General features: G+C 63.0%; 27 protein-coding genes. 11 read left to right on the top strand and 16 right to left on the bottom strand.

The window, feature by feature from the left end; genetic code table 11:
* Positions 1-230 precede the first annotated feature (230 nt).
* The 4 genes from F9Z44_RS05190 to F9Z44_RS05205 form a co-directional block, all read right to left on the bottom strand.
* A complete protein-coding gene (locus tag F9Z44_RS05190; RefSeq protein ID WP_159604195.1) occupies positions 231-3,377 on the bottom strand; it encodes an efflux RND transporter permease subunit in 3,147 nt (1,048 codons plus the stop codon).
* A complete protein-coding gene (locus F9Z44_RS05195) occupies positions 3,374-4,978 on the bottom strand; it encodes an efflux RND transporter periplasmic adaptor subunit (protein ID WP_159604197.1) in 1,605 nt (534 codons plus the stop codon). Before F9Z44_RS05195 ends, F9Z44_RS05190 begins: the two co-directional genes overlap by 4 nt.
* On the bottom strand, positions 4,975-6,249 hold the full coding sequence (locus F9Z44_RS05200; protein WP_159604199.1) for a TolC family protein: 1,275 nt from the start codon (positions 6,247-6,249) through the stop codon (positions 4,975-4,977). Before F9Z44_RS05200 ends, F9Z44_RS05195 begins: the two co-directional genes overlap by 4 nt.
* 93 nt (positions 6,250-6,342) lie before the next feature.
* Positions 6,343-6,705: a hypothetical protein gene (locus tag F9Z44_RS05205; RefSeq protein WP_159604201.1), complete on the bottom strand. Its 363-nt coding sequence runs from the start codon at positions 6,703-6,705 to the stop codon at positions 6,343-6,345.
* 110 nt (positions 6,706-6,815) lie between these two features.
* On the opposite strand from F9Z44_RS05205, the gene F9Z44_RS05210 reads away from it, so the two are divergent.
* On the top strand, positions 6,816-7,352 hold the full coding sequence (locus tag F9Z44_RS05210; RefSeq protein WP_201450008.1) for a hypothetical protein: 537 nt from the start codon (positions 6,816-6,818) through the stop codon (positions 7,350-7,352).
* Here the strand turns inward: F9Z44_RS05210 and F9Z44_RS05215 are convergent.
* Both F9Z44_RS05215 and F9Z44_RS05220 read right to left on the bottom strand, forming a co-directional pair.
* Positions 7,289-8,734, bottom strand: a complete 1,446-nt coding sequence (locus F9Z44_RS05215) for a heavy metal sensor histidine kinase (protein ID WP_159604203.1) — start codon at positions 8,732-8,734, stop codon at positions 7,289-7,291. The two genes, F9Z44_RS05210 and F9Z44_RS05215, sit on opposite strands and share 64 nt — an antisense overlap.
* Complete coding sequence (locus tag F9Z44_RS05220) at positions 8,734-9,417, bottom strand: heavy metal response regulator transcription factor (protein WP_159604205.1); 684 nt, start codon at positions 9,415-9,417, stop codon at positions 8,734-8,736. The genes F9Z44_RS05215 and F9Z44_RS05220 overlap by 1 nt, the downstream gene beginning before the upstream one ends.
* Positions 9,418-9,623: 206 nt before the next feature.
* Here F9Z44_RS05220 and F9Z44_RS05225 point away from each other — a divergent pair, with 206 nt between their 5' ends.
* The 5 genes from F9Z44_RS05225 (at position 9,624) to F9Z44_RS05245 (ending at position 13,651) form a co-directional block, all read left to right on the top strand.
* On the top strand, positions 9,624-10,667 hold the full coding sequence (locus F9Z44_RS05225; protein WP_159604207.1) for a TolC family protein: 1,044 nt from the start codon (positions 9,624-9,626) through the stop codon (positions 10,665-10,667).
* A 30-nt stretch (positions 10,668-10,697) separates the two neighbouring features.
* The gene (locus tag F9Z44_RS05230; protein ID WP_159604209.1) at positions 10,698-12,086 is read left to right on the top strand and encodes a multicopper oxidase family protein; all 1,389 of its coding nucleotides are present in this window, start codon (positions 10,698-10,700) and stop codon (positions 12,084-12,086) included.
* A 48-nt stretch (positions 12,087-12,134) separates the two neighbouring features.
* Entirely contained in the window at positions 12,135-12,626 is a 492-nt protein-coding gene (locus F9Z44_RS05235; protein WP_159604211.1) for a cupredoxin domain-containing protein, read from the top strand.
* Positions 12,627-12,665: 39 nt separating this feature from the next.
* The gene (locus F9Z44_RS05240; RefSeq protein ID WP_201450009.1) at positions 12,666-13,028 is read left to right on the top strand and encodes a copper-binding protein; all 363 of its coding nucleotides are present in this window, start codon (positions 12,666-12,668) and stop codon (positions 13,026-13,028) included.
* Between the two features lie 212 nt (positions 13,029-13,240).
* A complete protein-coding gene (locus F9Z44_RS05245; protein ID WP_236574261.1) occupies positions 13,241-13,651 on the top strand; it encodes a DUF305 domain-containing protein in 411 nt (136 codons plus the stop codon).
* Between the two features lie 54 nt (positions 13,652-13,705).
* On the opposite strand, the gene merR is transcribed toward F9Z44_RS05245, so the two are convergent.
* A complete protein-coding gene (gene merR / locus F9Z44_RS05250) occupies positions 13,706-14,140 on the bottom strand; it encodes an Hg(II)-responsive transcriptional regulator (RefSeq protein ID WP_201450010.1) in 435 nt (144 codons plus the stop codon).
* Between the two features lie 42 nt (positions 14,141-14,182).
* Between merR and merT the strand changes: the two genes are divergently transcribed.
* The 4 genes from merT to F9Z44_RS05270 all read left to right on the top strand — a co-directional run bounded on the left by merT (position 14,183) and on the right by F9Z44_RS05270 (position 15,502).
* Positions 14,183-14,572 (top strand): mercuric ion transporter MerT, encoded by a 390-nt coding sequence (merT, locus tag F9Z44_RS05255; RefSeq protein WP_159604213.1) that lies wholly within the window; start codon positions 14,183-14,185, stop codon positions 14,570-14,572.
* Positions 14,573-14,586: 14 nt separating this feature from the next.
* The gene (gene merP / locus F9Z44_RS05260) at positions 14,587-14,868 is read left to right on the top strand and encodes a mercury resistance system periplasmic binding protein MerP (RefSeq protein WP_236574262.1); all 282 of its coding nucleotides are present in this window, start codon (positions 14,587-14,589) and stop codon (positions 14,866-14,868) included.
* Positions 14,865-15,089: a GDCCVxC domain-containing (seleno)protein gene (locus F9Z44_RS22840; protein ID WP_159604217.1), complete on the top strand. Its 225-nt coding sequence runs from the start codon at positions 14,865-14,867 to the stop codon at positions 15,087-15,089. The genes merP and F9Z44_RS22840 overlap by 4 nt, the downstream gene beginning before the upstream one ends.
* A gap of 128 nt (positions 15,090-15,217) precedes the next feature.
* Positions 15,218-15,502: a CopK family periplasmic copper-binding protein gene (locus F9Z44_RS05270; RefSeq protein ID WP_159604219.1), complete on the top strand. Its 285-nt coding sequence runs from the start codon at positions 15,218-15,220 to the stop codon at positions 15,500-15,502.
* 220 nt (positions 15,503-15,722) lie between these two features.
* Here the strand turns inward: F9Z44_RS05270 and F9Z44_RS05275 are convergent, their stop codons facing one another.
* From F9Z44_RS05275 to F9Z44_RS05300, 6 genes are all read right to left on the bottom strand, one after another.
* Positions 15,723-18,053 (bottom strand): heavy metal translocating P-type ATPase, encoded by a 2,331-nt coding sequence (locus tag F9Z44_RS05275; protein ID WP_159604221.1) that lies wholly within the window; start codon positions 18,051-18,053, stop codon positions 15,723-15,725.
* A 10-nt stretch (positions 18,054-18,063) separates the two neighbouring features.
* The gene (locus tag F9Z44_RS05280; RefSeq protein ID WP_159604223.1) at positions 18,064-18,312 is read right to left on the bottom strand and encodes a DUF2933 domain-containing protein; all 249 of its coding nucleotides are present in this window, start codon (positions 18,310-18,312) and stop codon (positions 18,064-18,066) included.
* A gap of 103 nt (positions 18,313-18,415) precedes the next feature.
* A complete protein-coding gene (locus tag F9Z44_RS05285) occupies positions 18,416-18,892 on the bottom strand; it encodes a hypothetical protein (protein WP_159604225.1) in 477 nt (158 codons plus the stop codon).
* Between the two features lie 131 nt (positions 18,893-19,023).
* Entirely contained in the window at positions 19,024-19,437 is a 414-nt protein-coding gene (locus F9Z44_RS05290; protein WP_159604227.1) for a hypothetical protein, read from the bottom strand.
* Positions 19,438-19,517: 80 nt separating this feature from the next.
* Positions 19,518-20,165, bottom strand: a complete 648-nt coding sequence (locus F9Z44_RS23230) for a MerR family DNA-binding protein (RefSeq protein ID WP_328793965.1) — start codon at positions 20,163-20,165, stop codon at positions 19,518-19,520.
* A 100-nt stretch (positions 20,166-20,265) separates the two neighbouring features.
* Positions 20,266-20,457: a heavy-metal-associated domain-containing protein gene (locus tag F9Z44_RS05300; RefSeq protein ID WP_137922110.1), complete on the bottom strand. Its 192-nt coding sequence runs from the start codon at positions 20,455-20,457 to the stop codon at positions 20,266-20,268.
* A gap of 138 nt (positions 20,458-20,595) precedes the next feature.
* Here F9Z44_RS05300 and F9Z44_RS05305 point away from each other — a divergent pair, with 138 nt between their 5' ends.
* Entirely contained in the window at positions 20,596-22,791 is a 2,196-nt protein-coding gene (locus F9Z44_RS05305) for a heavy metal translocating P-type ATPase (RefSeq protein ID WP_274382139.1), read from the top strand.
* A gap of 338 nt (positions 22,792-23,129) precedes the next feature.
* On the opposite strand, the gene F9Z44_RS22850 is transcribed toward F9Z44_RS05305, so the two are convergent.
* The 3 genes from F9Z44_RS22850 to F9Z44_RS05320 all read right to left on the bottom strand — a co-directional run bounded on the left by F9Z44_RS22850 (position 23,130) and on the right by F9Z44_RS05320 (position 24,936).
* The gene (locus F9Z44_RS22850; RefSeq protein ID WP_236574263.1) at positions 23,130-23,393 is read right to left on the bottom strand and encodes a hypothetical protein; all 264 of its coding nucleotides are present in this window, start codon (positions 23,391-23,393) and stop codon (positions 23,130-23,132) included.
* Positions 23,394-23,873: 480 nt separating this feature from the next.
* Positions 23,874-24,527, bottom strand: a complete 654-nt coding sequence (locus F9Z44_RS05315; RefSeq protein ID WP_137922108.1) for a DsbA family protein — start codon at positions 24,525-24,527, stop codon at positions 23,874-23,876.
* Between the two features lie 85 nt (positions 24,528-24,612).
* Positions 24,613-24,936, bottom strand: a complete 324-nt coding sequence (locus F9Z44_RS05320) for a YnfA family protein (RefSeq protein WP_137922107.1) — start codon at positions 24,934-24,936, stop codon at positions 24,613-24,615.
* Positions 24,937-24,949 lie beyond the last annotated feature (13 nt).

Raw genomic sequence — 24,949 nt, forward strand, 5'->3', positions numbered from 1 at the left:
GTTTCCTCCCTCGAGGCTTGTTCAACACCCGCCCTTCATCCTGGCGCATCGTGGTGTGTGTGGCTCGCGGGCAGGTGTCGAACAAACCTAAACGATTGCTGCCTTTGGCTCAGTCGGGTTTCAAACGCACTCCATGCCAAAAGCGGTCACTCTTCAGCGTCTTCTGGACGGCTGCTTGCGGACAAAGCTGTCGTAAAAGGCGATCCGTTGCATTGAGATTTCTGGGTGGGTCAAGTTGACTCCTGAACCTTGGAGGGTATGCGCGGTCGTCGCATCAATCGGTAAACCACCGGCACCACCAACAAGGAGAGCAACGGCGCGCTGATCATCCCGCCGATCATTGGGGCGGCAATGCGCTGCATGACCTCGCTGCCGGTGCCCATGCCCCAGAACAGGGGCAACAACCCGGCCACGATGGTGGCCACCGTCATGGCCTTGGGCCGCACGCGAAGCACCGCGCCTTCGCGGATCGCCTCCAGCAGCGAAGGCTCGTCATTGCGCCCGGCGTCCAGCCGCTCCTGCCAGGCCTGCTTGAGGTAGATCAGCATGATCACGCCGAACTCGGCCGCCACACCGGCCAGCGCAATGAAGCCCACCACGCTGGCCACCGACAGGTTGTGCCCGAGCAGCCAGAGGAACCACACCCCACCCACCAGCGCGAACGGCAGCGTCGCCATGATCAGCAGCGCTTCGTCGAAGCGGCGAAAGATCAGATACAGCAGCACGAAGATGATCAGCAGCGTGACCGGCACCACCAGCTTGAGCTTGGCCGTGGCGCGCTCGAGGAACTCAAACTGGCCCGACCACGACACCGAGTACCCGGCGGGCAACACCACCTGCTGCGCCACCGCGCGCTGCATGTCCAGCACCGCGCCGCGCAGGTCGCGCCCGCGAATGTCCACGTACACAAACCCGGCCAGGCGCGCGTTCTCGCTGCGCAGCATGGGCGGCCCATCAGAAATGCGAAGGTCGGCGACATCAGACAACACCAGGCGCTGGCCGCCGGGCGCCACGATGGGCAGTGCGCGCAGCTCAGGGAGTGAGTCGCGCAGCTCGCGCGGGTAACGCAGGTTGATCGGGAAACGTTGCAGGCCCTCCACCGTCTCGCCGATGTTCATGCCACCCACGCCGCCAGCCACGATGTCCTGCACGTCGGCGATGTTCAGGCCGTAGCGCGCAGCGTCCGCGCGGCGGATCTCCACGTCGATGTAGCGCCCGCCCGTGAGGCGCTCGGCCAGTGCGCTGCTCACGCCGGGCACGTCCTTCACGGCTCTCTCGATCTCGCCGGTGAGGCGGTCGATGGTGGTCAGGTCGGGCCCGGCCACCTTCACGCCCACGGGGCTCTTGATGCCGGTGGCCAGCATGTCGATGCGGTTGCGGATCGGGGGCACCCAGATGTTGGAGAGGCCAGGCACACGCACCGTGCGGTCGAGCTCTTCGATCAGGGCCTCGGGCGTAAGGCCAGTGCGCCACTCGTCTCGCGGTTTGAACTGGATCGTGGTCTCGAACATCTCCAGCGGCGCCGGGTCGGTGGCGGTCTCGGCGCGTCCGGCCTTGCCGTACACGCTCTGCACCTCCGGAATGGTCTTGATCAGGCGGTCGGTCTGCTGCAACAGCTCGGCCGCCTTGGACGCAGAGAGCCCAGGCAGCGCGGTGGGCATGTAGAGCAGGTCGCCCTCGTCCAGCGGCGGCATGAACTCGCTGCCCAGCTGGCGCAGCGGCCAGATGCTGACCACCAGCACCAGCGCTGCCACCACCAGCGTGAGCTTCGGTGCTTTCAGCACAGCATCCAGCACCGGGCGGTACAAGGCGATGAGAAAACGGTTCAGCGGGTTGGCCGTCTCCGCCGGTATGCGCCCGCGAATCAAATAGCCCATGAGCACCGGGATCAGCGTCACGGCCAGGCCGGCAGACGCCGCCATGGCGTAGGTCTTGGTGAAGGCCAGCGGCGCAAACAAACGGCCCTCTTGCGCCTCCAGCGTGAACACCGGAATGAAGCTCAACGTGATGATCAGCAGCGAGAAAAACAGCGCCGGCCCCACTTCGGCCGCGGCGTCGCCGATCACACGCCAGCGCGGCTCACCCTGCAGTGTCTGGCCCGGGTGCTGGTGCGCCCAGCGCTCCAGATGCTTGTGGGCGTTCTCGATCATCACGATGGCTGCGTCCACCATGGCGCCGATGGCGATGGCGATGCCGCCCAGCGACATCACGTTGGCATTGATGCCCTGCTGCTGCATCACGATGAAGGCCATCAACACGCCCAGCGGCAGCGACACGCTGGCCACCAGCGCACTGCGCAGGTGAAACAAAAAGGCCAGACACACCAGCGCCACGACGATGAACTCCTCCAGCAGCTTTTCACCGAGGTTCTTCACCGCGCGTTCGATCAGGCCTGAACGGTCGTACACCGGCACGATCTCCACGCCCGCCGGCAGGCTGCGCTGCAGCTCGGCCAGCCGCGTCTTCACCGCTTCGATGGTCTGCAGCGCGTTCTTGCCGGATCGCATGACCACCACGCCGCCCACGGCCTCGCCCTCGCCGTTGAGCTCGCCGATGCCTCGCCGCATCTCGGGCCCGGTCTGCACCCGCGCCACGTCGCCCAGGCGCACCGACACACCAGCGCTGCTGGTGATGAGCGGGATGGCGCGGAAGTCGTCCAGCGTTTTCAGGTAGCCGCTGGCGCGCACCGCGTACTCGGCCTCGCCCAGCTCCAGCACCGAGCCACCGGCCTCCTGGTTGCCGCGCGCCACCGCCTCGGCCACCATCGCTTGCGTCACACGGTAGGCGGCCATCTGGTCGGGGTCCAGCACGATCTGGTACTGCTTGACCATGCCGCCCACGCTCGCCACCTCGGCCACGTCGGGCACGGTCTTGAGCTCGAAGCGCACGAACCAGTCTTGCAGGGCCCGCAGCTGCGCCACGTCCTGCCCGCCCGTTCGGTCGATCAGGGCGTATTGGTAGATCCAGCCCACGCCGGTGGCGTCGGGCCCGATGCTGGAGGTGGCGCCGCGCGGCAGGCGCGCCTGCACTTGGTTGAGGTACTCCAGTACGCGCGAGCGCGCCCAGTACGGGTCCACATCATCTTCAAACAGCACATAGACGAAGCTGTCGCCAAACATCGAGAAGCCGCGCACCGCGCGCGCGCCCGGCACCGAGAGCATGGTGGTGGTCAGCGGGTAGGTGACCTGGTTCTCCACGATCTGTGGCGCCTGACCGGGCCAGGTGGTGCGGATGATGACCTGCGTGTCGGAGAGGTCGGGCAATGCGTCCAGCGGCGTGCGCTGCAGGGCCACCACGCCCCAGGCGCTCAGCAGTGCGGTGGCCAGCAGCACCAGGAATCGGTTGGCAATGCTCCAGCGGATCAGGCCGGCGATCATTTGCCGACCTCCGGCGCCACGCGCTGCAGGCTGGTGATGCGCGGAAAATCGCCCTCCTGCATCTCGAACTCGATCTGCAGGCGGTCACCGGCTTCCAGGTTGCGTGGCTGCTGCGCGCGGGGCGGCAGTTTGAAGTCCATCTGCATCTGCGGCCATTTCAGCGCCGCAATGGGCGGGTGCGTGAGCGTGACCGTGTCGCCGCTGAGCGCGTCGATCACCGCGTCGGTGGTGTAGCGCTGAGCTGTGGACGCAGGCTCCTGGTTGAGCCGCGCCTCCAGCCCGCGCAGGCTGGCTTCGGAGTCAATCAAAAACTGGCCTGAGAGCACCACGCGCTGCCCCATCTGAAGCCCCGCGCTGATTTCGGTCTGGCCGCCCACCTCCAGGCCTGCAGTCACCTCCACCGGGCGGAAACGTCCGCCGTCTTCGGCCACCATCACCACACTGCGCCGCCCGGTGTGAATCACAGCGTCGCTGGGCACCAGCAGCGTGGCCGCGGCCTTGGGGCGGTCCAGCCGCATGCTCACCAGCATGCCTGGCACCAGCCGCCCCTGTGGGTTGGCCAGCTCGACCCGCGCGCGGATGGTGCGCGTGACCGCATCCACCTCGGGCAGCAACGCCTGCACCTGGCCCTCGAAGGTCTGCCCCGGCGCGCCTGGGCTGGTGGTGCGCACGCGTGCACCGGATTGCAACAGCGCGGCCTGGCTCTCGGGCACCGCTCCCTCGGCCCACACCGTGCGCGTGCCCTGCAGGCGCATCAGCGTCATGCTCGGCATCACGGTGGCGCCCTCGCGCACCATGAGCTCGCTCACGATGCCGGCGATGGGCGCGGTGAGCGTGAAGCGCGGCTGAACCACGCTCGATGCCACCACGCGCTCAATGTGCGCGGGCGTCATGCCGGCCTGGCGCATGCGCTGGCGCGCCGCATCCTGCAGTGAGTCGGTGCCTTCACCGCTCAGGCGCGCCAGCGCCAGGTATTCCTCCTGCGCGGCCACCCAGTCGGGCACGTACAGCTCGGCCAGCGGCGCGCCGACAGCCACGCGGTCCAGGGCGGCTTTCACATGCAGCTTCTCCACAAAACCCATGGCGCGCGAACTCAACACCACCTGTTCGCGCTCGTTCCAGGCCACGTTGCCGACCGCCGTCACCTCGGACACCAGCGAGCCTTCAACCACCGGCGCCGTGCGCAGCCCCAGGTTCTGCTGGATGCGCGGGCTCACGCTGACGCTGCTGGCATCCGCCGCACCGCTGCCGGCGTAGCGCGGCACCAGCATCATGTCCATGAACGGCGACTTGGCCGGTGCCTCGAAGTTCTTGCCCGGCACCATGGGGTCGTGGTAGTTCAGGATTTGCCGGCCCGTGGCCGGGTCCACGTCCCCCGCCTTGAGCGATTCGCGGATGTGCCGGCGCGTGGCTTCTTCGCCTTGCGGGATGGTCCACAGCGAAGGGTCGTCGCTGGTGCTGGTTGGCGTTGACGCAGACGACCCGCCTGCTTGCGAGGTGGTTCCCATGCCCTGCCGCATGCCCAACCACCACGCGCCAGCGCCCACAGCAATAAGCGCGGCCACAGCAGCAAGTGCGACGAAAGATGTTTTTTTGTTCATGGCTTCACTCCAGTGGAGCTGTCGGGGATGAGGTATTCGAGTTGAGCCCACAGGCCAGAGGTTTCACGCTCCAGCGCCAGGCGTTCGAGCGCGAGGTTCAGTGCGTCGCGTCGCGCCTGCAGCACCGGGCCCAGGCCTTCGCGCCCGCCCCGGTACGCCGCCAGTGCGGCATCCACGCGCTGTGTGGCCAGCGGCTGGCGCTGCGCATCCAGGTAGGCCAGCCGGTCCAGCCCGGCGCGCCAGTCCTGCTGCCAGCGCTGCACTTGCAGCACACGCTCGCGCGTCTGCTCTTCGCGCTCTGCCTCCAGTTCGTTCACGCGCGCCAGGCGCGCGGCGAGCTCGCGCTGCTGGCGCTGCGGCTTGTCCCACTGCAGCGGCACCGACACGCCGATCGACACCATGTTGGAGAACGCCGAGCCGCGCTGGCTGAACATGATCTCGGCGCTCCAGTCGGGCTTGAGGTCCTGGCGGGCCACTTCGGCCTCGGCGCGGGCCACGGCTTCGCGAGCCTGCAGCGCAACGAGATCGGGCAGGTTGCGCAATGGGTCCGCTTCACCCACCGCTGCGGTGATCTGCCGCATGGGCGGTGGATCGGCCAGCGGCTGGTCCGGCGGCCCACCGGTGAAGCGCGCCAGCGTGAGGCGGGCGTTGGCGCGCTCGGCCTGCGCGCCGATCAGGCCTTGCTCCAGCTGGGCCAGCGCCTCGCGCGCGCTGAAGGCATCGGCCGTGGAGCCTCGCCCACCCCGCAGGGCTGCCTCGGTTGTCTGCACCAGCACGCGCGCCTCGGTGATCTGCGCCTGCAGCAACCCAATGCGTTGCTCTTGCATGCGCCGCTCCAGCCAGGCCTGCGCCGCTTCGGTCTGCAGCACGGCTACACGCTGTGCTCGTTCGCTCAACGCCACGTCGGCCTCGCGCTCGAATCGCTCACCCCGGGCGCGGCGCTTGTCCGCGTTGGGCAGGGTCTGCATGAGCGCGATGGAGCGCATGGTCATGAAATCGCGTGTGGTGCTGAAGCGCTCAGGTCCGTCCACCGGCAGGTTGTCCAGCGACAGGCGCAGCACTGGGTCGGGCCGCTGCGCTGCCGCCACCGCCATCTCGCGTGCGCCTTGCGCGGCGGCGGTTGATGCGTCGAGGCTGCGCGAGTGGGCCAGGGCTGCGCTCACCGCAGCGCTCAGGCTCAGGGGTTCATCGGCGGCAGCGGGTGTGACCAGCACAAGCAGGCCAGCGAGGGCCAGCACGGCGCGTGCAAGAAAAAGCGAAGGGTGTTCCATGTCTGAGCTCCGGAGCAGGCACGCCCGGGCTCAAAAGCCCTGACAGCGCGCGACAGCAGCGCCACCGCCGGGTGGGCTGCGCAGTGCGGGGAATCAGACGGAAGTTGGGGGGCGCCAGAGGCGCGAAGTCGCGCCCGGGGGAAGGCTGCGCCAGGCCGGCGCTTCAGGGTCCTGGGTGACCGAGGTCTGGGCCACGAGGGATGGGAAAGACGGCAAGGCTGCGGCGGGCACGACGCAACTCTGAATACTCTTGCAGGGCTGGCCCGTGCTCTCAAAGGTGGCCATGTCGTTGCAGCAATCGTCCATGGCCTCGGCCAGGGACTCTGCCATCCCGTCAACTTCATCCGCCATGGCCATCATGCCCTGCATGGGGCATGGCGCGGCAACGCCCTGCACTGCCGCAAATCCCTGCAGGGGAAACAGCAGACACAGGACGAGGGCGAGCAAGCGGCGCATAGCTGGATTCTATGGCGCGCAGACTGACTGCGCTTGCCTGATTGGAGAGCCTGCCCAAACAAGGCACCGTAGACTGTTCAGCGAGAGCCAATCTGTGCTTGGAGGCCAACGTGGACATTGCTGCACATGCGCTGTGGGCGGGAGCGGGCGTCGTCCTGCTGTTACGCCATCGGCCAATACCCGTTGCAACTGGTCTTGCCACTGCCGCAATGGCGGCGTTGCCGGATCTGATGCACATGTTGCCTGTGGCGGCGTGGGCTCTCTTCAACGGGCTGCCGGCCGAGTTCATAACCTATGTCCGAGCGCTGCAGGAAAGGGTGCAGCCTTTACCCGAGAGCGTGGAACTGTGGTCGCACCATCTCCACTGCATCTTTCACAGCGGGGTGATCGCCATGGCAGTGACGTTGGTCGCTTGGCGATGGTCTCGTGTCTTCTGGCTGCCGTTGGCTGGATGGTGGTCGCACATCCTCATTGATGTGTTCACCCACTCGGACGACTTCTTTCCGTCTCCAGTCCTCTACCCGCTCACCTACCGAGGATTTGATGGCGTTGCCTGGAACACGCCTTGGTTTGTCGTCGCCAACTACTCGGCGCTCGCGCTCGTCTGTGTTTGGCTGTTGGCGACGCGAAGAGAACGAGACCCATGAGAGCCCGGAAACTGCAGGCAGAACCGCGTTGTTCCCTCCGACGAAGTAACCGACGCGCTTCCGCCGTGAGCAAGCATGATGGCCTTGGTAATGGCCAGACCCAGGCCAGCACCATCGGATGAGGGATGCGCGCGCGCCTTGTCCACGCGATAGAAGCGATCAAACAGGCGCGGCAGGTCGGCGGCATCGATCGGATCGCCCGTGTTGGTGACACAAAAGCTGGTGCCATTCATCTGGGTCTCGACAGTCAGCGCAACATCGGTACGAGGGTGGGCGTGCCGCAGCGCATTGGACAGCAAGTTGCTGATGGCTCGCCGAATCATCAGTCGATCACCCACCACGCTACCCGCTCCCACCACCCGAAGGCGAAGTTCTTTGTCCTCGGCAACCGCATCGTAGAAATCCAGAAGGCTCTTCGCCTCGTCTTCGAGTGCGACGTCCTCGCGATTCGGAAGCTGGATGCCGTGGTCCGTCTTGGCAAGAAACAGCATGTCGGACACCATGCGCGCCAAGCGCTGAAATTCCTCGGCGTTGGAGGCGAGGATGTCGCGGTAGGTTTCTGGATCGCGATGCTGCGAAAGCGACACCTGGGTCTGCGTCAGCAGGTTACTGATGGGCGTACGCAGTTCGTGGGCGATGTCGCTTGAGAATTCCATTAGCTTCGCAAAATCCTGCTGCAGCCGCTCCAGCATGGCGTTGAGGCTGTGGGCCAGCTCCGCCATCTCCACAGGCACAGCGTCGATCGGCATGCGCTCGTCGAGCTTGTGGGCCGTGACCTTGAGCGCGCGCTCTCTCATGGTCCGCAGCGGGGCCAGACCGCTGCGGGCTGCCCACCACCCCAGGAGGCCGCTGAGCAGGGTGGCCAGGACGACATAGATCGCCAACTGCTGACGCAGCATCTGCATGAAATGGGTGTGGTGTTGCGTATCCAGCGCAAGTGTCAGGCGCATGGTCTGACCTGGACTGCTCAATCCGCCGGGCATCTGCGCTGTGGAAAGCTGCGTGCTCATACCTCGTAGTTGTCGCTCACCATCGGTCCAGTCCATGGGCTGATCTGCGGCGCTTCGTGCAGCGAGTTCTGCTGGAAATGTGATGCCGCCTTTTCCAAACAGCTGTTCGTCACCGCGCGTGATTGAGATGAAAAGGCCTTGGTGGCTGTTGAGCGATTCATCCAGCTTGGCCGCGAGTTCAGCTGGCTCTGGCGTTTCATCGACGATCTTCTCGATGAGCTGCACCTTGTCCAGCAGGTAGTCGCGGTCAAGGTCAATGAAGTGCAAATGGGTGGACCACGCCACCAGGACACCAAGGCCCAGCAACACTACAGCCGATACCAGGGTGTACAGAAAGGTGAGTCGTGCGGTGAGGGTCAAGCGCCGGATCATCAGGGGTGCTCCGGCACTTCCAGCACGTAACCCATGCCTCGCACCGTCTGCAACAGGCGGCACTCAAACCCGTCGTCCACCTTGACACGTAGCCTGCGCATGGCCACCTCGATGACGTTGGTGTCGCTGTCGAAGTTGACGTCCCACACCTGGGAGGCGATCAGCGAGCGTGGCAACACCTCACCCTTGCGGCGCATCAGCAATTCGAGCAATCCGAACTCCTTGGCGGTCAGGTCGATGCGCTTGCCCGCGCGGGTGACCCGACGGCGCAGCAAGTCCAGCTCCAGATCCGCGACCTGCAGGGTGGTGGGCTCCATACCCGAGCGCCCACGGCGCAAGATGGTGCGCACCCTGGCCAACAGCTCAGAGAACGAAAACGGCTTGACCAGGTAGTCGTCCGCTCCGAGCTCCAGACCCTTGACGCGGTCGTCCACATGGTCCTTGGCGGTCAAGAACAGCACCGGCATCTCCCGGCCTTGGGCACGCAGACCTCTGAGCACCTGCCAGCCGTCCATGCCGGGCAGCATGACGTCCAGAATGATGAGGTCGTGGTCGCCCTCCAGCGCCTGGTGCAATCCGTCCACACCGTTGTTGAGCAGCTCTACCGCGTAGCCCGCCTCGCGCAGTCCCATGCACAGGTACTCACCCGTTTTGCGTTCGTCTTCAACAATCAAGATTTTCACGTTCACTCCTGCGGCGATTTTGACTGCCAGCGGCCATCTGCAACCGAACCTGACAACTTTGTAATGAAACCGACAGGTTCGTGACGGGTGGCCTTTTGCACACTGCCTCCTGCTTGAAACAGTTGAACAGGAGCAAATCAGTGATTCATCGACGTTACCCTTCCTCCGCACTGCGGGCCATCGTTCTGGGCGTGCTGGCGCTCCCCATGGTCGTTTCCGCCCAGATCGCACCGGCCCCTCCTGAGAAAAACTGGCGCGAAGCCAACGACGCCGTTGGGCAGTTCAAACGCGGCCATGCCGACATCCTCAAGTGGGAAAAAGAGAACGTTCCCGCTGCAGCAGGTCAGGAGTTGGCGTCTCCCAGCCTGAGCCTCATGACGGCGGAAGACGCCGTGCGTCAGGCCTGGCGGGCCCACCTGGATTTGGTCAAACCCATGAACAGGATCGGTACGGCCAACGTGGATTTGATTGCCAAAGGCCAGTGGGCCGAGCTTGATCCCATCCATCAGCGCAGGGTAGACGACATGGACGAGCTGCTGGAAGTCGCCGCTCAAGGTCGCAAGGCGTGGTTTCAGGCAGTGGCTGCGCGCCAGGTTCTCAAACAGCACCGCGATGCGCTCGACGCCGCCGAGGCCGGCAACGAGCTGGGTCGCCGCATGGTGAGTGTGGGCAATTGGAGCAAGCTCCAGCAGGCCCAGGTTCAACTGGCTCAGTCATCCGCCAAGATGAACGTGCGACGCGCACAGAACGCCGCCGCGCAGGCCGAAGCCTCACTCATCAAAACGTTGGGCCTCACCGGCATGCACAGCGCTGTTGCGCTGCCTGACCGTTTGCCCGATGTGCCGGTCCAAGCCTTGTCGCCGCAAGTGCTGGACGAGCGCGCTGCGGCCATTGCTGCACAACTGCCGCGCGCCGAGGGCATGCGCAATGGCGCCAACGCCCGCCTCGCTCGCCAGGCCTACCTCTCCAGCCACGCCCTGGCTGTGAGTGCGCGCGAAGAAGTGCTGAAAGTTCGAGAGTTCATCACCGAAGAAACCGTTCTTCACTACAACGGCATGCTCAAAAGTGTGTGGGACTTGTTGGGTGAGGTTTCCAGCCAGTCACAAGCGGTGGCCAGCGCCATCGAGGCGCAGCGGGACTTCTGGATTGCAGAGACCGATCTGCAGTGGGTCCTTCAAGGCGGTGCGCCCGACAGCTTTGTCTCTCTGGGCGGCGGCGGCGGTGAGCCCGCTGCCGCCGCTGGCCACTGATCGCATCGAACGCATAGAAAGAAAACCAACATGAGTCTCCTCAATTCACGTCGTCAGTTTTTCGCGGGTGCTGCCGCTTCGGTGGCTGGGCTGGCGGTTGCGCGATCTGCCATGGCCGCTTTGCCCGAGCCTGTCTACCAAACGTCTGTGGACACAGCGCCTCCATTGGTGCCCACCACCGGTCGACCCTACAACCCGGTGGTCACGCTCAACGGCTGGACCCTGCCGTGGAAGATGAACAACGGCGTCAAGGAATTCCATCTGGTGGCAGAACCCGTGGTGCGCGAGGTCTCGCCGGGCTTCAAGGTCAATATGTGGGGTTACAACGGCCAGAGCCCGGGCCCGACCATCGAGGTGGTCGAGGGCGACCGCGTGCGCATTTTCGTCACCAACAAGCTGCCCGAGCACACCACCATCCACTGGCACGGCCAGCGCCTGCCAAGCGGCATGGACGGTGTGGGTGGCCTCAACCAGCCTGCCATCCCCGTGGGCAAGACCTTCGTCTACGAATTTGAAGCGCGCCGCCCGGGCACCTTCATGTACCACCCGCATGCGGACGAAATGGTCCAGATGGCCATGGGCATGATGGGCATGTGGGTCACCCACCCCAAGGGCAAGCATCCCCACATCAGTGAGGTGGATCGTGACTTCTGCTTCCTGCTCAACGCGTTCGACATCGAGCCCGGCAGCAAGACGCCCAAGATCGCCACGATGACCGACTTCAACATCTGGTGCTGGAACAGCCGGGTGTTCCCCGCCATCGACACGTTGAACGTGCGACTGAACGATCGCGTGCGCATTCGTGTCGGCAATCTCACCATGACCAACCACCCGATCCACCTTCACGGTCACGAGTTTTTGGTGACTGGCACCGACGGTGGCCCGACGCCACCGAGCACGCGCTGGTATGAAGTGACCACCGACGTGGCCGTGGGACAGATGCGCCAGATCGAGCTGATTGCCGACGAGGAAGGCGATTGGGCCATGCACTGCCACAAGAGCCACCACACCATGAACGCCATGGGCCACGACGTGCCCACCATGATCGGTGTGGACCACCGAGGCCTTGTCAACAAGATCCAGAAGGTGGTGCCCGACTACATGCTGATGGGCGAGCGCGGCATGGCCGACATGGGTGAAATGCAGATGCCCATTCCGGACAACACCGCTCCCATGATGACGGGAACGGGCCAGTTCGGTCCGCTGGAGATGGGTGGCATGTTCACCGTGTTCAAGGTTCGCAAGGACCAGAAACCAGGCGACTACAAGGACCCGGGTCCGTACAAGTTCCCCGAAGGCACTGTTGCGCACGAATGGACCGGTGCGCCGTTGCCCGCCGTCAGGCCCAAGGTCAGTGCAGACACGGCACCCGCCACAGCAAAGGCGGTCAAGCCCAGCGGCTCCGCCATGAAGCATTGATCAAATCATTCGCGCCCCTCAACTCAACCATCGACAAGGAATCTCCACATGCACATCACCAAAACCCTGATCGTGTCCGCCATGCTGGCGGCCGCAACGTCTTCATTTGCTCATGGCGACAAGGAACACGCCAAAGGAGCAGCGCCCATGAAAATGGAACAAAAAGATTGGGGCATCGGCGGTCACTCGAACGCCGTCAAGCGCACCGTGGAAATCAGTATGACCGACAACATGCGCTTCACACCCGATCTCGTTGAGGTCAAACAGGGCGAAACAATCAGGTTCGTGCACGTCAACGGTGGCAAGGTGATGCACGAGTTCGTCTTGGGAACCAAGAAAGAGCTCGATGAGCACGCTGCACTGATGAAGAAGTTTCCCAATATGGAGCACGATGAGCCCTACATGGCCCACGTAGGTCCTGGCAAAAAAGGAGAAATCGTCTGGAACTTCAACAAGGTCGGTGAGTTCGACTTCGCCTGCCTGCTGCCAGGCCACTACGAAGCGGGCATGGTCGGCAAAATCAAAGTCGTTGCCAAATAAGCCTCCCCGATCACGAGATCTCAATCAAGGAAACACATCATGAACAAATACACCCAAACCGTTGCGCAACTCCTCACCGCTGCCGCGCTCTCCCTGTCCTTGCCTTCGATGGCGCAAGCGGGTGCAGACCACAGCAAAATGGGAATGGATCACAGCAAGATGACCATGACAGCCACACCAGGCATGACCGACGGCGAAATTCGCAAGATCGACAAGGAAAACGGCAAGGTCACGATCAAGCATGGCGAGATCAAGCACATGGACATGCCTCCGATGTCCATGGTATTCAACGTCAAGGACAAGGCCATGCTGGACAAAGTCCAGGTGGGCGAGAAGATCCAGTTCATCGTCATTCAGGACGCCGGCAAGATGGTGGTCACCGATATCAAAGCGATGAAGTGATTTAACCAATCCGACCCTATGGGTCGGTTGTGGTCAAGGGATCGGTTGTGATGACCGATCCCTTTTTTGCATGGGCGACGTCCTCCCTGCTATGTGAAACCGGTCCGACACAGTCTCGCAACCAATGAGCAGGCGTACGTTGGCGCACAGTCAATCCGAGCGTCGTTGTCAATGATGGTGAACCCGTCTTCGGGCAATTTATAGGAACTCACATGAACCATCAATCCACCGCAAAACGCTTTACCACTGTGCCTGCCAAAGCTCTGTGCGCCGTTTCGCTGACTGTGCTCATGTCGCTATCGGCGCATGCCCAGTCCACGCCAGCCACAGGCCCAGCGACGATGCCCATGTCCGATATGCACAAAGGCGCCACAGGTGCACACGACATGAAAGGTTCCATGATGATGGGCATGGAGGAAATGCAAAAGATGCCCATGTCAGGCAATACCGACAAGGACTTCGCGATGATGATGAAAATTCATCACCAGCAAGCTTTGAACATGGCCGAGATGCAGCTCAAAACCGGCAAGTCACCCGAGATGAAGGCCATGGCAAAGCAGATCATCGTGGCGCAAAAGAAAGAGATTGCTCAGTTCGACAAGTGGCTTGCCAAGCAGAAGTGATCTGTATGGCAGGGGCAAAGCGGCGGTGCTGCTGACATACGCATAAGCGCTGGCTCAGGCACTCAACGAAGCGTCGGTCTTCAAGGCTGCAATCAGCGGGCATCGCACCTTGCCCCTGGATGCTCCGCAGAGTCGAATCAATCCCTCAAGCACTCCTTCAATCCGGTGCAGGTCCTCAAGCCTGCTCTTCACATCCGCGAGCTTGGTCTGTGCTTTGGTTCGGGCTTGGACACAGCTGGCGCCATCGTCGAGTTGCAGCAGCTCGGCTATCTCGTCCAGGCTGAATCCGAGGCGCTGCGCCGACTTGATGAAATGAAGGCGAGAACGGTCAGCTTCTGCGTAGCGGCGAATCCCGCCGGATGGGCGGAGCGGCTCAGGCATCAATCCCCTCCGCTGGTAGAAGCGAATGGTCTCCACATTGACTTCGGCTGCCTTGGCCAATCCGCCAATCGTCATGTTGGAGGCGGAAGGTGTGTGGATATCGCTCATGTCGCTTGACTCCGTACTTGGGTACGGCTTTAAGGTTATCTCATGCCAGCGCACTCCACCACCCCGAACACACCCATCTCCAGTCCCGCTACCGAACAGGGCGGCAAAGCCCTGCTGGCCGGTGGTCTTGCAGCCCTCTTTGCATCGGCCTGCTGCCTGGGCCCACTGGTGTTGATCCTGGTGGGCATCTCGGGCGCCTGGATCAGCCATCTCACGGCCTTGGAGCCCTATCAACCGCTGTTCATGGGTGTATCGCTGGCGGCGCTGTTCTTTGCGGCAAGAAGCATCTGGAGGCCAGCGGCTGCCTGCGAACCAGGTCAGGTGTGTGCGATTCCCCGCATCAACCGCATCTACAAACTGCTGTTCGGTGTCGTGGTGCTGCTGCTCACCACCGCAATGGCATTCCCGCTGATAGCTCACTGGTTCTATTGATGAAAGGCCTGGCTGTGAAACACATCTTGATTGCTGTCGGATTTGTGCTGAGTCCGCTTGCATGGGCAGCGCAGAGAACCGTCACTCTTTCCGTCCCCGGTATGTCCTGCGCCACCTGCCCGATCACGGTCAAGAAGGCGTTGACGAAACTGGTTGGCGTGGTCGACGTGGAGTCCAATCTCGGCAGGCGGGAGACCTCGGTGGTTTACGACGACACCCAGGTTTCATTGGACGCTCTGACCCGGGCGACCAAGGACGCTGGCTTCCCGTCAACCGTCACGGGAGTTGAGCCTTGACCGAAGTGCTCCTGACGTCGGTGTTGACCTGTCCTGAGTGTGGACAAGCAAGGACTGAAGTCATGCCCACCGATGCTTGCCAATGGTTCTATGAATGCGAAGACTGCCACGCTATTCTTCGGCCGAAGACGGGTGACTGCTGCGTGTTCTGCAGTTACGGAACGGTGCCATGTCCACCGATTCAAGGAGGAGACCAATCGGGTTGCAAGAAGGCCTGCTGACTTTGCGCTGACCAAGATGTAATGCGTTCGCAAGCTGCCGGTCATGGGTGCCTCGCTACATTGAATCTGTACTTCGTACCACATTGATTCAGTCGAACAATGTGATTTGTTCTTGAAGGAGAAACCCCATGATTCGCAAGCTCAGCATCCTCGTCATCTCAATGGCAGCATTGGCCCCGGCATTCGCGATGGACGCAGCCAGATCCGAGGCCAAGCAGGTCATCGCACTGCAGAACGGTGAAACGCTCTACGTCTTCAAAGACGGACTGATGGCCAAGGAAAGCAAGTTTGGAAGCGTGACTCACCTTAGCAAGGGTCAAGTCGTCCAGACCGTCGATGGCAAAAGCATCACGACGATGGGTAACGAAGTTGCGCGTCTGAGTTCCCTGTTGAACAAGGGGCACGGGAACTGACCTTCAGGCGATTTATCCAAACGGGGACGATCGAAAAGTCTCTGACCACGCAGCCCTCCCGCCGACATCGGTGCGAGGGCTGCTTTTTTTGGTCAGCGATCTGGACGCAGGTCGCACTGCAACCCCTTCGTCTGAGCAAAACGCCACTCAATTGCTACGGCCTGTAATCACGGAAGAAACCGGTCAAGTGGAGTTGGCCGAGGCTCGCAGAACCGACGCGTTATGGCTTGCCGCGCCGCAAACGCAGCGCATTGCCAATTACCGACACCGAGCTCAAGCTCATGGCCAGCGCGGCAATCAACGGCGACAGCAGCCACCCCGTCAGTGGATACAGCACGCCGGCCGCAATCGGAATGCCCAGCGCGTTGTACAAAAAAGCAAACACCAGGTTTTGCTTCATGTTGCCCACAGTCGCTTCGGACAGGGCGCGCGCAATCACGATTCCGCGCAGATCGCCCTTGACCAGCGTGATCTGTGCGCTGTTCATCGCCACGTCGGTCCCGGTGCCCATGGCCACACCCACATCGGCCTTGGCCAGTGCCGGTGCATCGTTGATGCCGTCGCCTGCCATGGCCACCACACGGCCTTCCTTTTGCAGCTTTTCCACCAACTGCAGTTTGTCGGCCGGCTTGACTTCGCCGTGCACCTCATCGATGCCCAAGCGGGCTGCAACAGCCTTGGCTGTGGTCAGTCCGTCCCCGGTTGCCATCACGATGCGCAGGCCGGAGGCCTTGAGCGTCGCCAAGGCCTCCGGCGTGCTTGCCTTGACCGGATCGGACACCGCCAACAGGCCCATCAGCTGTCCATCAACGGCCAGGTACATCACGCTGGCACCTTCTGCGCGCAGGGCCTCGGCCTGCGGCACCAGCGCACCAACCGCTACACCGATCTGCTCCATCAGCGTGGTGTTGCCCAGAGCCAGCTGACGACCTCCCACTTGCCCACGCACGCCAATGCCCGAGCCAGATTCAAAGTTCTCGGGTTTGTCCAAAGACATGCTGCGCTCGCGGGCGGCGCGCACGATGGTCTCGGCCAAAGGGTGTTCGCTGCCCTGGTCCAGGCTGGCGGCTAGGCGCAGCACCTCATCGGCGTCAAAGCCTGGCGCGGGAACGGCGCGCTCAAACGTGGGACGGCCTTCGGTAAGCGTTCCGGTCTTGTCGATGATGAGGGTGTCGATCTTGCGCATGTTCTCTATGGCCGCTGCGTCCCGGAACAACACGCCGTGTGTGGCGCCGCGACCGGTGGCGACCATGATGGACATGGGCGTGGCCAGGCCCAGCGCGCAAGGACAGGCAATGATCAGCACGGCCACCGCGTTGATCAGGCCGAACACCCAGCTTGGCTCGGGACCGAACAGACCCCAGCCAAAGAAGGTCAACAACGCAATGCCCACCACAGCGAGGACGAAGTAACCCGCCACCACATCGGCCATGCGTTGCATGGGCGCACGGGAACGCTGTGCCTGGGCCACCATCTGCACGATCTGCGACAGCATGGTGGACGCGCCGACGCGCTCAGATCGCATCACCAGCGCGCCACTGGTGTTCAGCGTGGCGCCGATCACCATGTCGCCCACGCGTTTGGTGACGGGCATCGGCTCGCCCGTGAGCATGGATTCATCGATCGAGCTGCCGCCCTCCGTCACCTCGCCGTCCACCGGTACTTTTTCGCCTGGGCGCACGCGCAGCAAGTCGCCTACATGCACATGGGTCAGTGGCACATCCTCTTCGGTGCCGTCTTCCCGGATGCGCCGGGCGGTCTTTGGCGCCAGACGAAGCAGCGACTTGATGGCCGCCGAGGTCTGAGAACGGGCCTTTAGTTCGAGCACCTGCCCCAGCAGCGTAAGCGAGATGATCACGGCGGCGGCTTCAAAGTAAACGGCCACGCGGCCCATGGAGATGAACGAGTCCGGGAACACCTGCGGGGCGACGGTGGCCACCACGCTGTAGACGAAAGCGGCGCCGGTGCCCAGGCCGATCAGGGTCCACATGTTCGGGCTGCGGTTCACCACCGACTGCGCGCCGCGCACAAAGAATGGCCACCCGGCCCAGAGCACGATGGGTACCGCCAGCACGAGTTCAATCCAGCTTTGGGTACCCATGTCGAACCACTGCAATCGGTGACCAAACATCGCGAGCACGAACACCACCCCCGTGAGCGGCAAGGTCCACCAAAAGCGGCGCTGGAAGTCGCGCAGTTCAGGGTTGTCATCGTCGTCAAGGTCGGGCAGCAAGGGCTCGAGCGTCATACCGCACTTGGGACAGTTCCCTGGATGGTCCTGGCGAATCTCCGGGTGCATCGGGCAGGTGTAGATCGCACCGGTCACAGCTGGACTGGTTTCTGCGGGTGGCTCGGGTGCGAGGTATTGCAGCGGGTTCGCAGCAAACTTGCCCTGGCACTTGGCACTGCAGAAATAGAAGGTCCGGCCCTCGTGGGTCAACATATGACCAGACTGCGCCGTGACGGTCATGCCACACACGGGATCCTTCAGGTCCGTTGGTGAGGCCGATTCCGACGGGGCACTGCTGCCGTGATGTTGGTGTGCATTCATGTTCGTCTGCCTATTTTTCGTCGTTGTGGGTACGCCCGGAGTCCTGTGAATGGCTGCCATGCCCCCCGTGGCCGTTCCCGTGCATCAAGTGCATCAGCGGACAAGCGAGCAGCAGCAGATAGGGCCAGTAACCCAGCACATGACCCCAGTGCTCTCGCAGCAAAAAGAAGCCGGCGATCAAGGCAACCGTGAGCAGCACCATGCCTGCAGGCCGGCGCCAGAACGTTGACCCGTTGGATTCGTCGTTGGCTGGGTTCATTGAATCGCTCCGCCAGGGTTGACTGCGAAAGTTGAGGGAGAACGTGTCACCCCTGGCGATCAATGCGCAGTTCCATCGCACCCGGTTGAGCGTTGATGGCTTGTCACTTGCTGACGGGCGCGGTGGCTGCACCCGGCATGCGCTGCATCATCATTTCCATCATGGTCTGCATCATGTCCATGCGCATCTCCATCATCTGATGGTGCTTGCCCATGTCCACGGGCATCTCCTTCATGCCGGACATACCTGGCATGCCTTCCTTGCCATGCATGCCGCCCGTTCCCTTCATGCCTTTCATCATCGCCATGCCTTCTTGCATGGTTTTCATGTGCTCGTTCATCAGGGCCTGCCGTTCGGCTGGGGTCTTGGCATTCATCATCTTGTCGCGCATGGCCTGCATGTCCTTCATGCCGTTTGGCATGGCAGCAGGTGCTGCAGAAGATGCCGCAGCCGCTTGATGGGCGTTGTGTTCGTCGGCTATGGCTACCGACATTGCGCCGGTTCCCGGTGCGCTTGGGTTTGCGCATGCCGTCAGCAAGAAGGCGGCAGAGATCGCGAAGATGGTGTGGAGAGTTTTCATGGTGGTGTTCTGTGAATGAATATGAGAGCCGCCTCATGCGGCGACAAGGTGGCGGAAGCTAAAAACGGGACGGGGGCCATCTGGCCAGACCAGAGTGCGGAAGCACTCTTCGCAATGGACTGCAATGCGGCCTACAACGTCAACCGATGCGGGCGGGCTGCGGTGGGCACAGTCAGATGCACGGGTCTGGTGGCCTGCACCCGGACTCGTGTGGCGATGGCCGAGGTCATGGATGGCCCCCATGCCTGGTGTGGCAAGCCCACCAACCCTGGACTGACATCGGCGATGGGCTGATCCACCTTGGTGACGGCCAGAGCGGCTTCATCACAAAACTTCAAGCATCCGGCATCGTCGGGATCGGATTGTTCGCCGTGATGGGTTTGGGCGACGGGTACATCCTGTGGCATCGCCGCGAACAAAGATTGACTACCGTTGTTCGATTCGTTCAAAAGGCATGCATTGGCCACACCTGCTCCCAACGCAAACAGCCACACCGCCAAAATCATCCAGGTGGCATGGCGCAGCGAGTGGCGATACAGGTGCATATCAGTCAGGTGAACAGAGGCAACGATCCAAGGCTAACCCTGGACGCTTGAGCAGCCTTGACGCAGATCAAGAAAGCAGGTCAAGGCAGGCTCCCACGTCGAAAGAGTGTGCGACTGGGCGCTACGTCGGTCGGTTCGTCACCGAACACACCGGCTCGCTGCCTTGGCAGTGACGGCTTGTCCTCTAAGTGAGCGTCATGGTGAACGTGCACGCCCCGCATCCAGGCCATGAGGTCGATCGGGCTGGAGGTGCCAGCGCTGGTTGCCTCTGCCTGAGCACGGGACTTCTTGAGCTGCGGCTTTTGATGAGGTTGGTGTTGGGTCAGGCTGCCGCGCGATAGCTTGTCCAGGATCGCGCAGTGAGGCAGTTCGTTGCCATGGCAGGCCTTCACCAAGACCGAGAGCCCGTCCATCATCTGTTCGATTTCACGCCGCTTCTCTTCCAGGTCCGCCAGGTGCCGTTGCGCCACGGCCTTCACCTCGCGGCTCGTGCGCTGTGAATCGCTCCACAGGCCGATGAGCTCGGCGATCTGGGCCACCGAAAACCCCAGATGGCGCGACTGCCGGACGAATCGCAGTACCGAGACTTCACGATCACCATACAGACGGTAACCCGCATCGCTGCGCTCTGCCTCAGGCAGCAGGCCGATCTGTTCATAGTGGCGAATCATCTTGGCGGAGACGCCTGCGGCGGCAGCCGCCTCGCCAATGTTCATCAGAGTGGTCATAGTGCGATCCGGGGTTTGAATGACTCCAACGGTCGAAGGATGTAGCTTGTCATGGTGGGAAGGTCAAGGCCCTCACCGGGAGAGCCCTGAGGAGCGGGGTTCAAAGGGTTGGATAGCCAGCGTCAGCCAGCGCTTCGACCAGAACATCGCGGTCTTCACCGCTTTTCACGGTGATCAAACGCCGCGGCAGATCGACCTGGATCTCGCATGCTGGATCAACCAGTTTCAGGGTGACGTTCACCTTGGAAGCGCAGTGGCCGCAGGTCATGTCGGGGAGGTGGAATTCGTGCATGGATGACTCCGTAAGAGGGTTGAGGGAACCCGCACTGTGGGTATTGCCACGGTGGCAATGTCAAGTCGCATCTGCCGTTGCGCTTGCCACCGTGGCAAGGCCAACCATTCGCTCCACCCTCAACCCTTGGAGTGCCTCATGAACACCGCCACCTTGTCGCTCATCGAGCATCAGTTTCCCATCGAAGGCATGACCTGCGCCTCGTGCGTCGGCCGCGTCGAAAGAGCCTTGAAGGCCGTTGCTGGCGTGAAGGAGGTCAGCGTCAACCTGACCACCGAACGGGCCACGGTGAACGCGGCCTCTTCCACGCTGGCTGCCAGCCTGGTGGCTGCGGTGCAAAAGGCCGGTTACAGCGTGGGCGAAGAAACCAGTGCGGAGCCGGGTGCCGAGCCCGCAAAACGCAAGGGCGAACCCTGGTGGCCGGTGGCGCTGGCCGCTGCGCTGTCGCTGCCTTTGGTGCTGCCCATGTTCGCCATGCTCTTGGGCAGCGATTGGACGATCAATGGCTGGTTGCAGCTCGCATTGGCCACACCCGTTCAATTCTGGCTGGGTGCGCGCTTCTACCGCGCGGGCTGGAAGGCGGTGCGTGCCGGCGCTGGCAACATGGACCTGCTGGTGGCGCTGGGCACCAGCGCCGGATACGGCCTGAGCGTGTATCTGCTGTTCAAGCACGCCGAACACGGCATGCCGCACCTGTACTTCGAGGCTTCGGCGGTGATCATCACGCTGGTGCTGCTGGGCAAATGGCTGGAGTCGCGCGCCAAACGCCAGACCACGGCCGCCATCGCCGCCCTCAACGCCCTCAAGCCCGAGGTGGCGCGGGTGCGCATGCCTTATGGCGACGTGGACGTCGCCATTTCGCAGGTGAAGGTGGGTGACACCGTGGTGATTCGCCCGGGTGAGCGCGTTCCGGTGGACGGTGTCATCACCATCGGCTCCAGCCAGGTGGACGAATCGCTGATCACGGGCGAGAGTCTGCCGGTGGCCAAACACGCGGGCGACAAGGTCACCGGCGGTGCTGTCAACGCCGAAGGACTGCTGCTGGTGGAGACCACTGCGGTGGGTGCCGAGTCAACGCTCTCGCGCATTGTGCGCATGGTCGAATCGGCGCAGGCGAAGAAAGCCCCGATCCAGCGAATCGTGGACCAGGTGAGCGCCATCTTTGTGCCGGTGGTGCTGCTGATCGCCGCACTCACCCTGCTGGGCTGGGGCCTGACCACCGGAAACTGGGAGCAGGCCATTTTGAACGCGGTGGCGGTGCTGGTGATCGCCTGTCCTTGTGCACTGGGCCTGGCGACACCGACTGCCATCATGGCGGGCACCGGGGTGGCCGCTCGCCAGGGCATCCTGATCAAGGATGCCGAAGCGCTGGAGGTCGCGCACCGCATTGACACCGTCGCGTTCGACAAGACGGGCACGCTCACCGAAGGCAAGCCGACGCTGGTCGCGGCGGTGCCGGCCCCCGGCCACGACGATGAGTTGCTGTCCTGGAGTGCCGCGATCCAGGCGGGTAGCGAGCACCCGCTGGCACGCGCAGTGATGAACGCCGCTGAAGAGGCCGGCCTTGAGCTGCTCTCAGCCGCCAAGGTGAGCGCCGTGCCGGGACGCGGCATGTCGGCCGAGGTGCAGGGTCGTGCATTGCGTCTGGGCAGTCCGCGATACATGCAGGAACTGGGCGTGGACACTTCGGCACTGGCCGGACCCGCCCGCCAGCTCGAAGACGAAGGACGCACGGTCTCATGGCTCGCCGACGTGACGCAAGCACCTGTTCTGGTGGGCATGCTGGCTTTTGGCGATGCGCCCAAGGCCAGCGCCATCATCGCCATTCGGAGCCTGCAAGCTCTGGGCATTCGCACGGTGATGGTCACTGGCGACAACCTGGGAAGCGCGATGGCCGTCGGGAGTGCTCTGGGCATTGACCAGATCGAAGCCCAGGTGTTGCCGGCAGACAAGGCAGCCATCGTGAACCAGCTCAAGGGAGGAGGCCGCTCTGTGGCCATGGTGGGCGACGGCATCAACGATGCCCCTGCGCTGGCCTCGGCCGACGTGGGCATTGCCATGTCCACTGGCACCGACGTGGCCATGCACGCCGCCGGGATCACCCTGATGCGGGGCGACCCCGCGCTGGTGGCCGACGCGATCGACATCTCGCGCCGCACCTACCGCAAGATCCGCCAGAACCTGTTCTGGGCCTTCGCCTACAACGTGATCGGCATCCCGCTGGCGGTGGCCGGTCTGCTCAACCCAGTGGTGGCGGGTGCTGCCATGGCGCTGAGCAGCGTGAGTGTGGTGAGCAACGCGCTGCTGCTGCGGGGTTGGAAACGCCGAGGGTAAGTCCTGAAGCGTGTTCGAAGTGGGCGCTGTAACAAAAGTCGCAGCGCCCTGCATTCACTTCATTTGCTTGATGTCGGTGTAGTCACCGCGCGTGCGCAGGATGACCTTGACGTTGGCCTGGCCCCGGTTGCGCCAGTACCAGCCGTGGTTGCCCGTGAATGCCGCTTCCAGCACGCCTTTATCGGCCGCAACCCCACGGCCTTTTTCGTAGCTGATCGATTTGCCCGATGCATCTCAGTGCGTGTCGAAGTTCACCTCTCCACCTTCGACCACCCACGAATACTCGGCTTTGGCACCCTGGACCATCTTCAGCTTGATCTCAGTGCCCTCTCCAGGCGTCAAGGTGCGGGCACTTCGTCGCGCCAATCAATCTTGGGGGCTGCGGCAGCTACTGGCGCTGGTGCGGGTGCTGGAGTCGAAGGCTGGGCAGCGCCGGCCGTGGCTATGCCATCGGCGCCGTCTGCCTGCGCGGGAGATGCTGGAACAGCAGCAGCGTCGGCAGCAGCTTCTGCCGCCAGTTGCTGCTTGATCTCGCCCATCTCGGTCATGCGCAAGACGCGGCCGATGTCGGTGGGATCGACGCCGTATTCGGCTGGCAGCACGACGGCTACCAGAAGAACAATTGCAGCCACGGCGGCGAGGATGTTGGTGTGGTGGTTAGGGGAGCTGCTTGAGCTCGGGTTGAAGGCGAGGCTCCTGCGGATCTGAAGCAGCCTCACTGCTTCTTCATATCGCCGTGCCCAGCATGGCCAGCCATGGCGTCCTTGCCGTGATCGGCGAGTTGGGCGTCAAACTATTCGTGCAGCGCATACACGAGGTCGAGATCACCTGCGCATCGGGTCCGGTCTGAAGTCCGTGGTAACCGAACTGGCCGTGACCCACTAGGCGCTTTACCCCACTTTTGCCACGCTGAAAAAAGACGGCGTGGTGTTCCGAGAGACAGGGTTCATCGCACTGGCGCGCGACCAAAGGCGCTGAGAACCAACGTGCGCTGTCCAATGCGTCGCCATGCGCGAGAAATCGCCGTCAAGTGCTGCGCCCTCGCACCAAAGTCACGAGGCAATCGCTCATGCTCACGGCGACTACCGAAGGCGCTCCACCTCTCTCTTGACCAGCTCGAAGAGCTGATCCGGATCGGTCGAAGACAGCGGCTTACCGTTGACGAAGAAGGTCGGGGTGGCTCGAACCCCGATCGCCTTCAGATCCACGACGTCTTGCGCCAGCAAGGCATCCACCGAACCAGCGGCGATGTACTGGCGTGCCTGCTCCACGTCCAGGCCGACCGATTGCGCAATGGCCCACGCTCGCAAGGAGGCGTTCGTGCGTTGACCCGTCCACGCCCGCTGCCCGTCCAGCAAGGCGTCAAGCACAGGTTCAAATTTCCGCTGTGCACGCGCTGCTTCAAGAATCCTCACCGCTTCCACAGACGCCTCCCTATGAAACGGCGTGTACCGAATCACCAAGCGCGTCTCACGCGGAAACGCCGCCAGGATCTGTTTCACGCGAGGATGGAAGGCCTTGCACGCCTCACAGGCGGGATCGAAGAACTCGACGATGGTGACCGGCGCATCCTCGGCACCAATGATCGGCGAGTGCGGTCGCACCATCGCGCCGGCCTGCTCTGAAGCCTGCAACGCCGCAAGCTGCAGCGTGTGTCGCTGATAAAGAAAGACGGCGGCAGCAAACACCGCGAGGGCGGCCAGCGCCGAGAGGAAAACAATGTGGCGGCGGGTCATGCAGTGGCACCCAACGCGTTTGATACCGACGCTCGGTGAGAGACAGACGCATTGGCTTCTTTCATGGTCAGCAGGCCCTCTTGTTTCATGCTCGGGGTTGGTACGCAATGATCGCCATGCCCGCCAGCGTGACCGCCACGCCCACCCCATCCCAGATCGACGGGCGAACGCCATCGACCGACCAGAGCCATGCCAGCGCAACCGCCACATAGACCCCGCCGTAGGCCGCGTATACCCGCCCCGAGGGCGCGGCGTGGAGGGTCAGCAGCCAGGCGAAGGTGGCCAGGCTCACGGCCGCTGCGGGCAACAACAGCCAGCCCGACCCCTGACCGCGCAGCCACAACAACGGCAAGTAGCAACCCACGATCTCGGCGATGGCGGTGGCCAGGTAGAGCAGCAGTGTTTTCATACCGGCAACGGGT

The sequence above is a fragment of the Hydrogenophaga sp. PBL-H3 genome (assembly GCF_010104355.1).
GTDB lineage: Bacteria > Pseudomonadota > Gammaproteobacteria > Burkholderiales > Burkholderiaceae_C > Hydrogenophaga.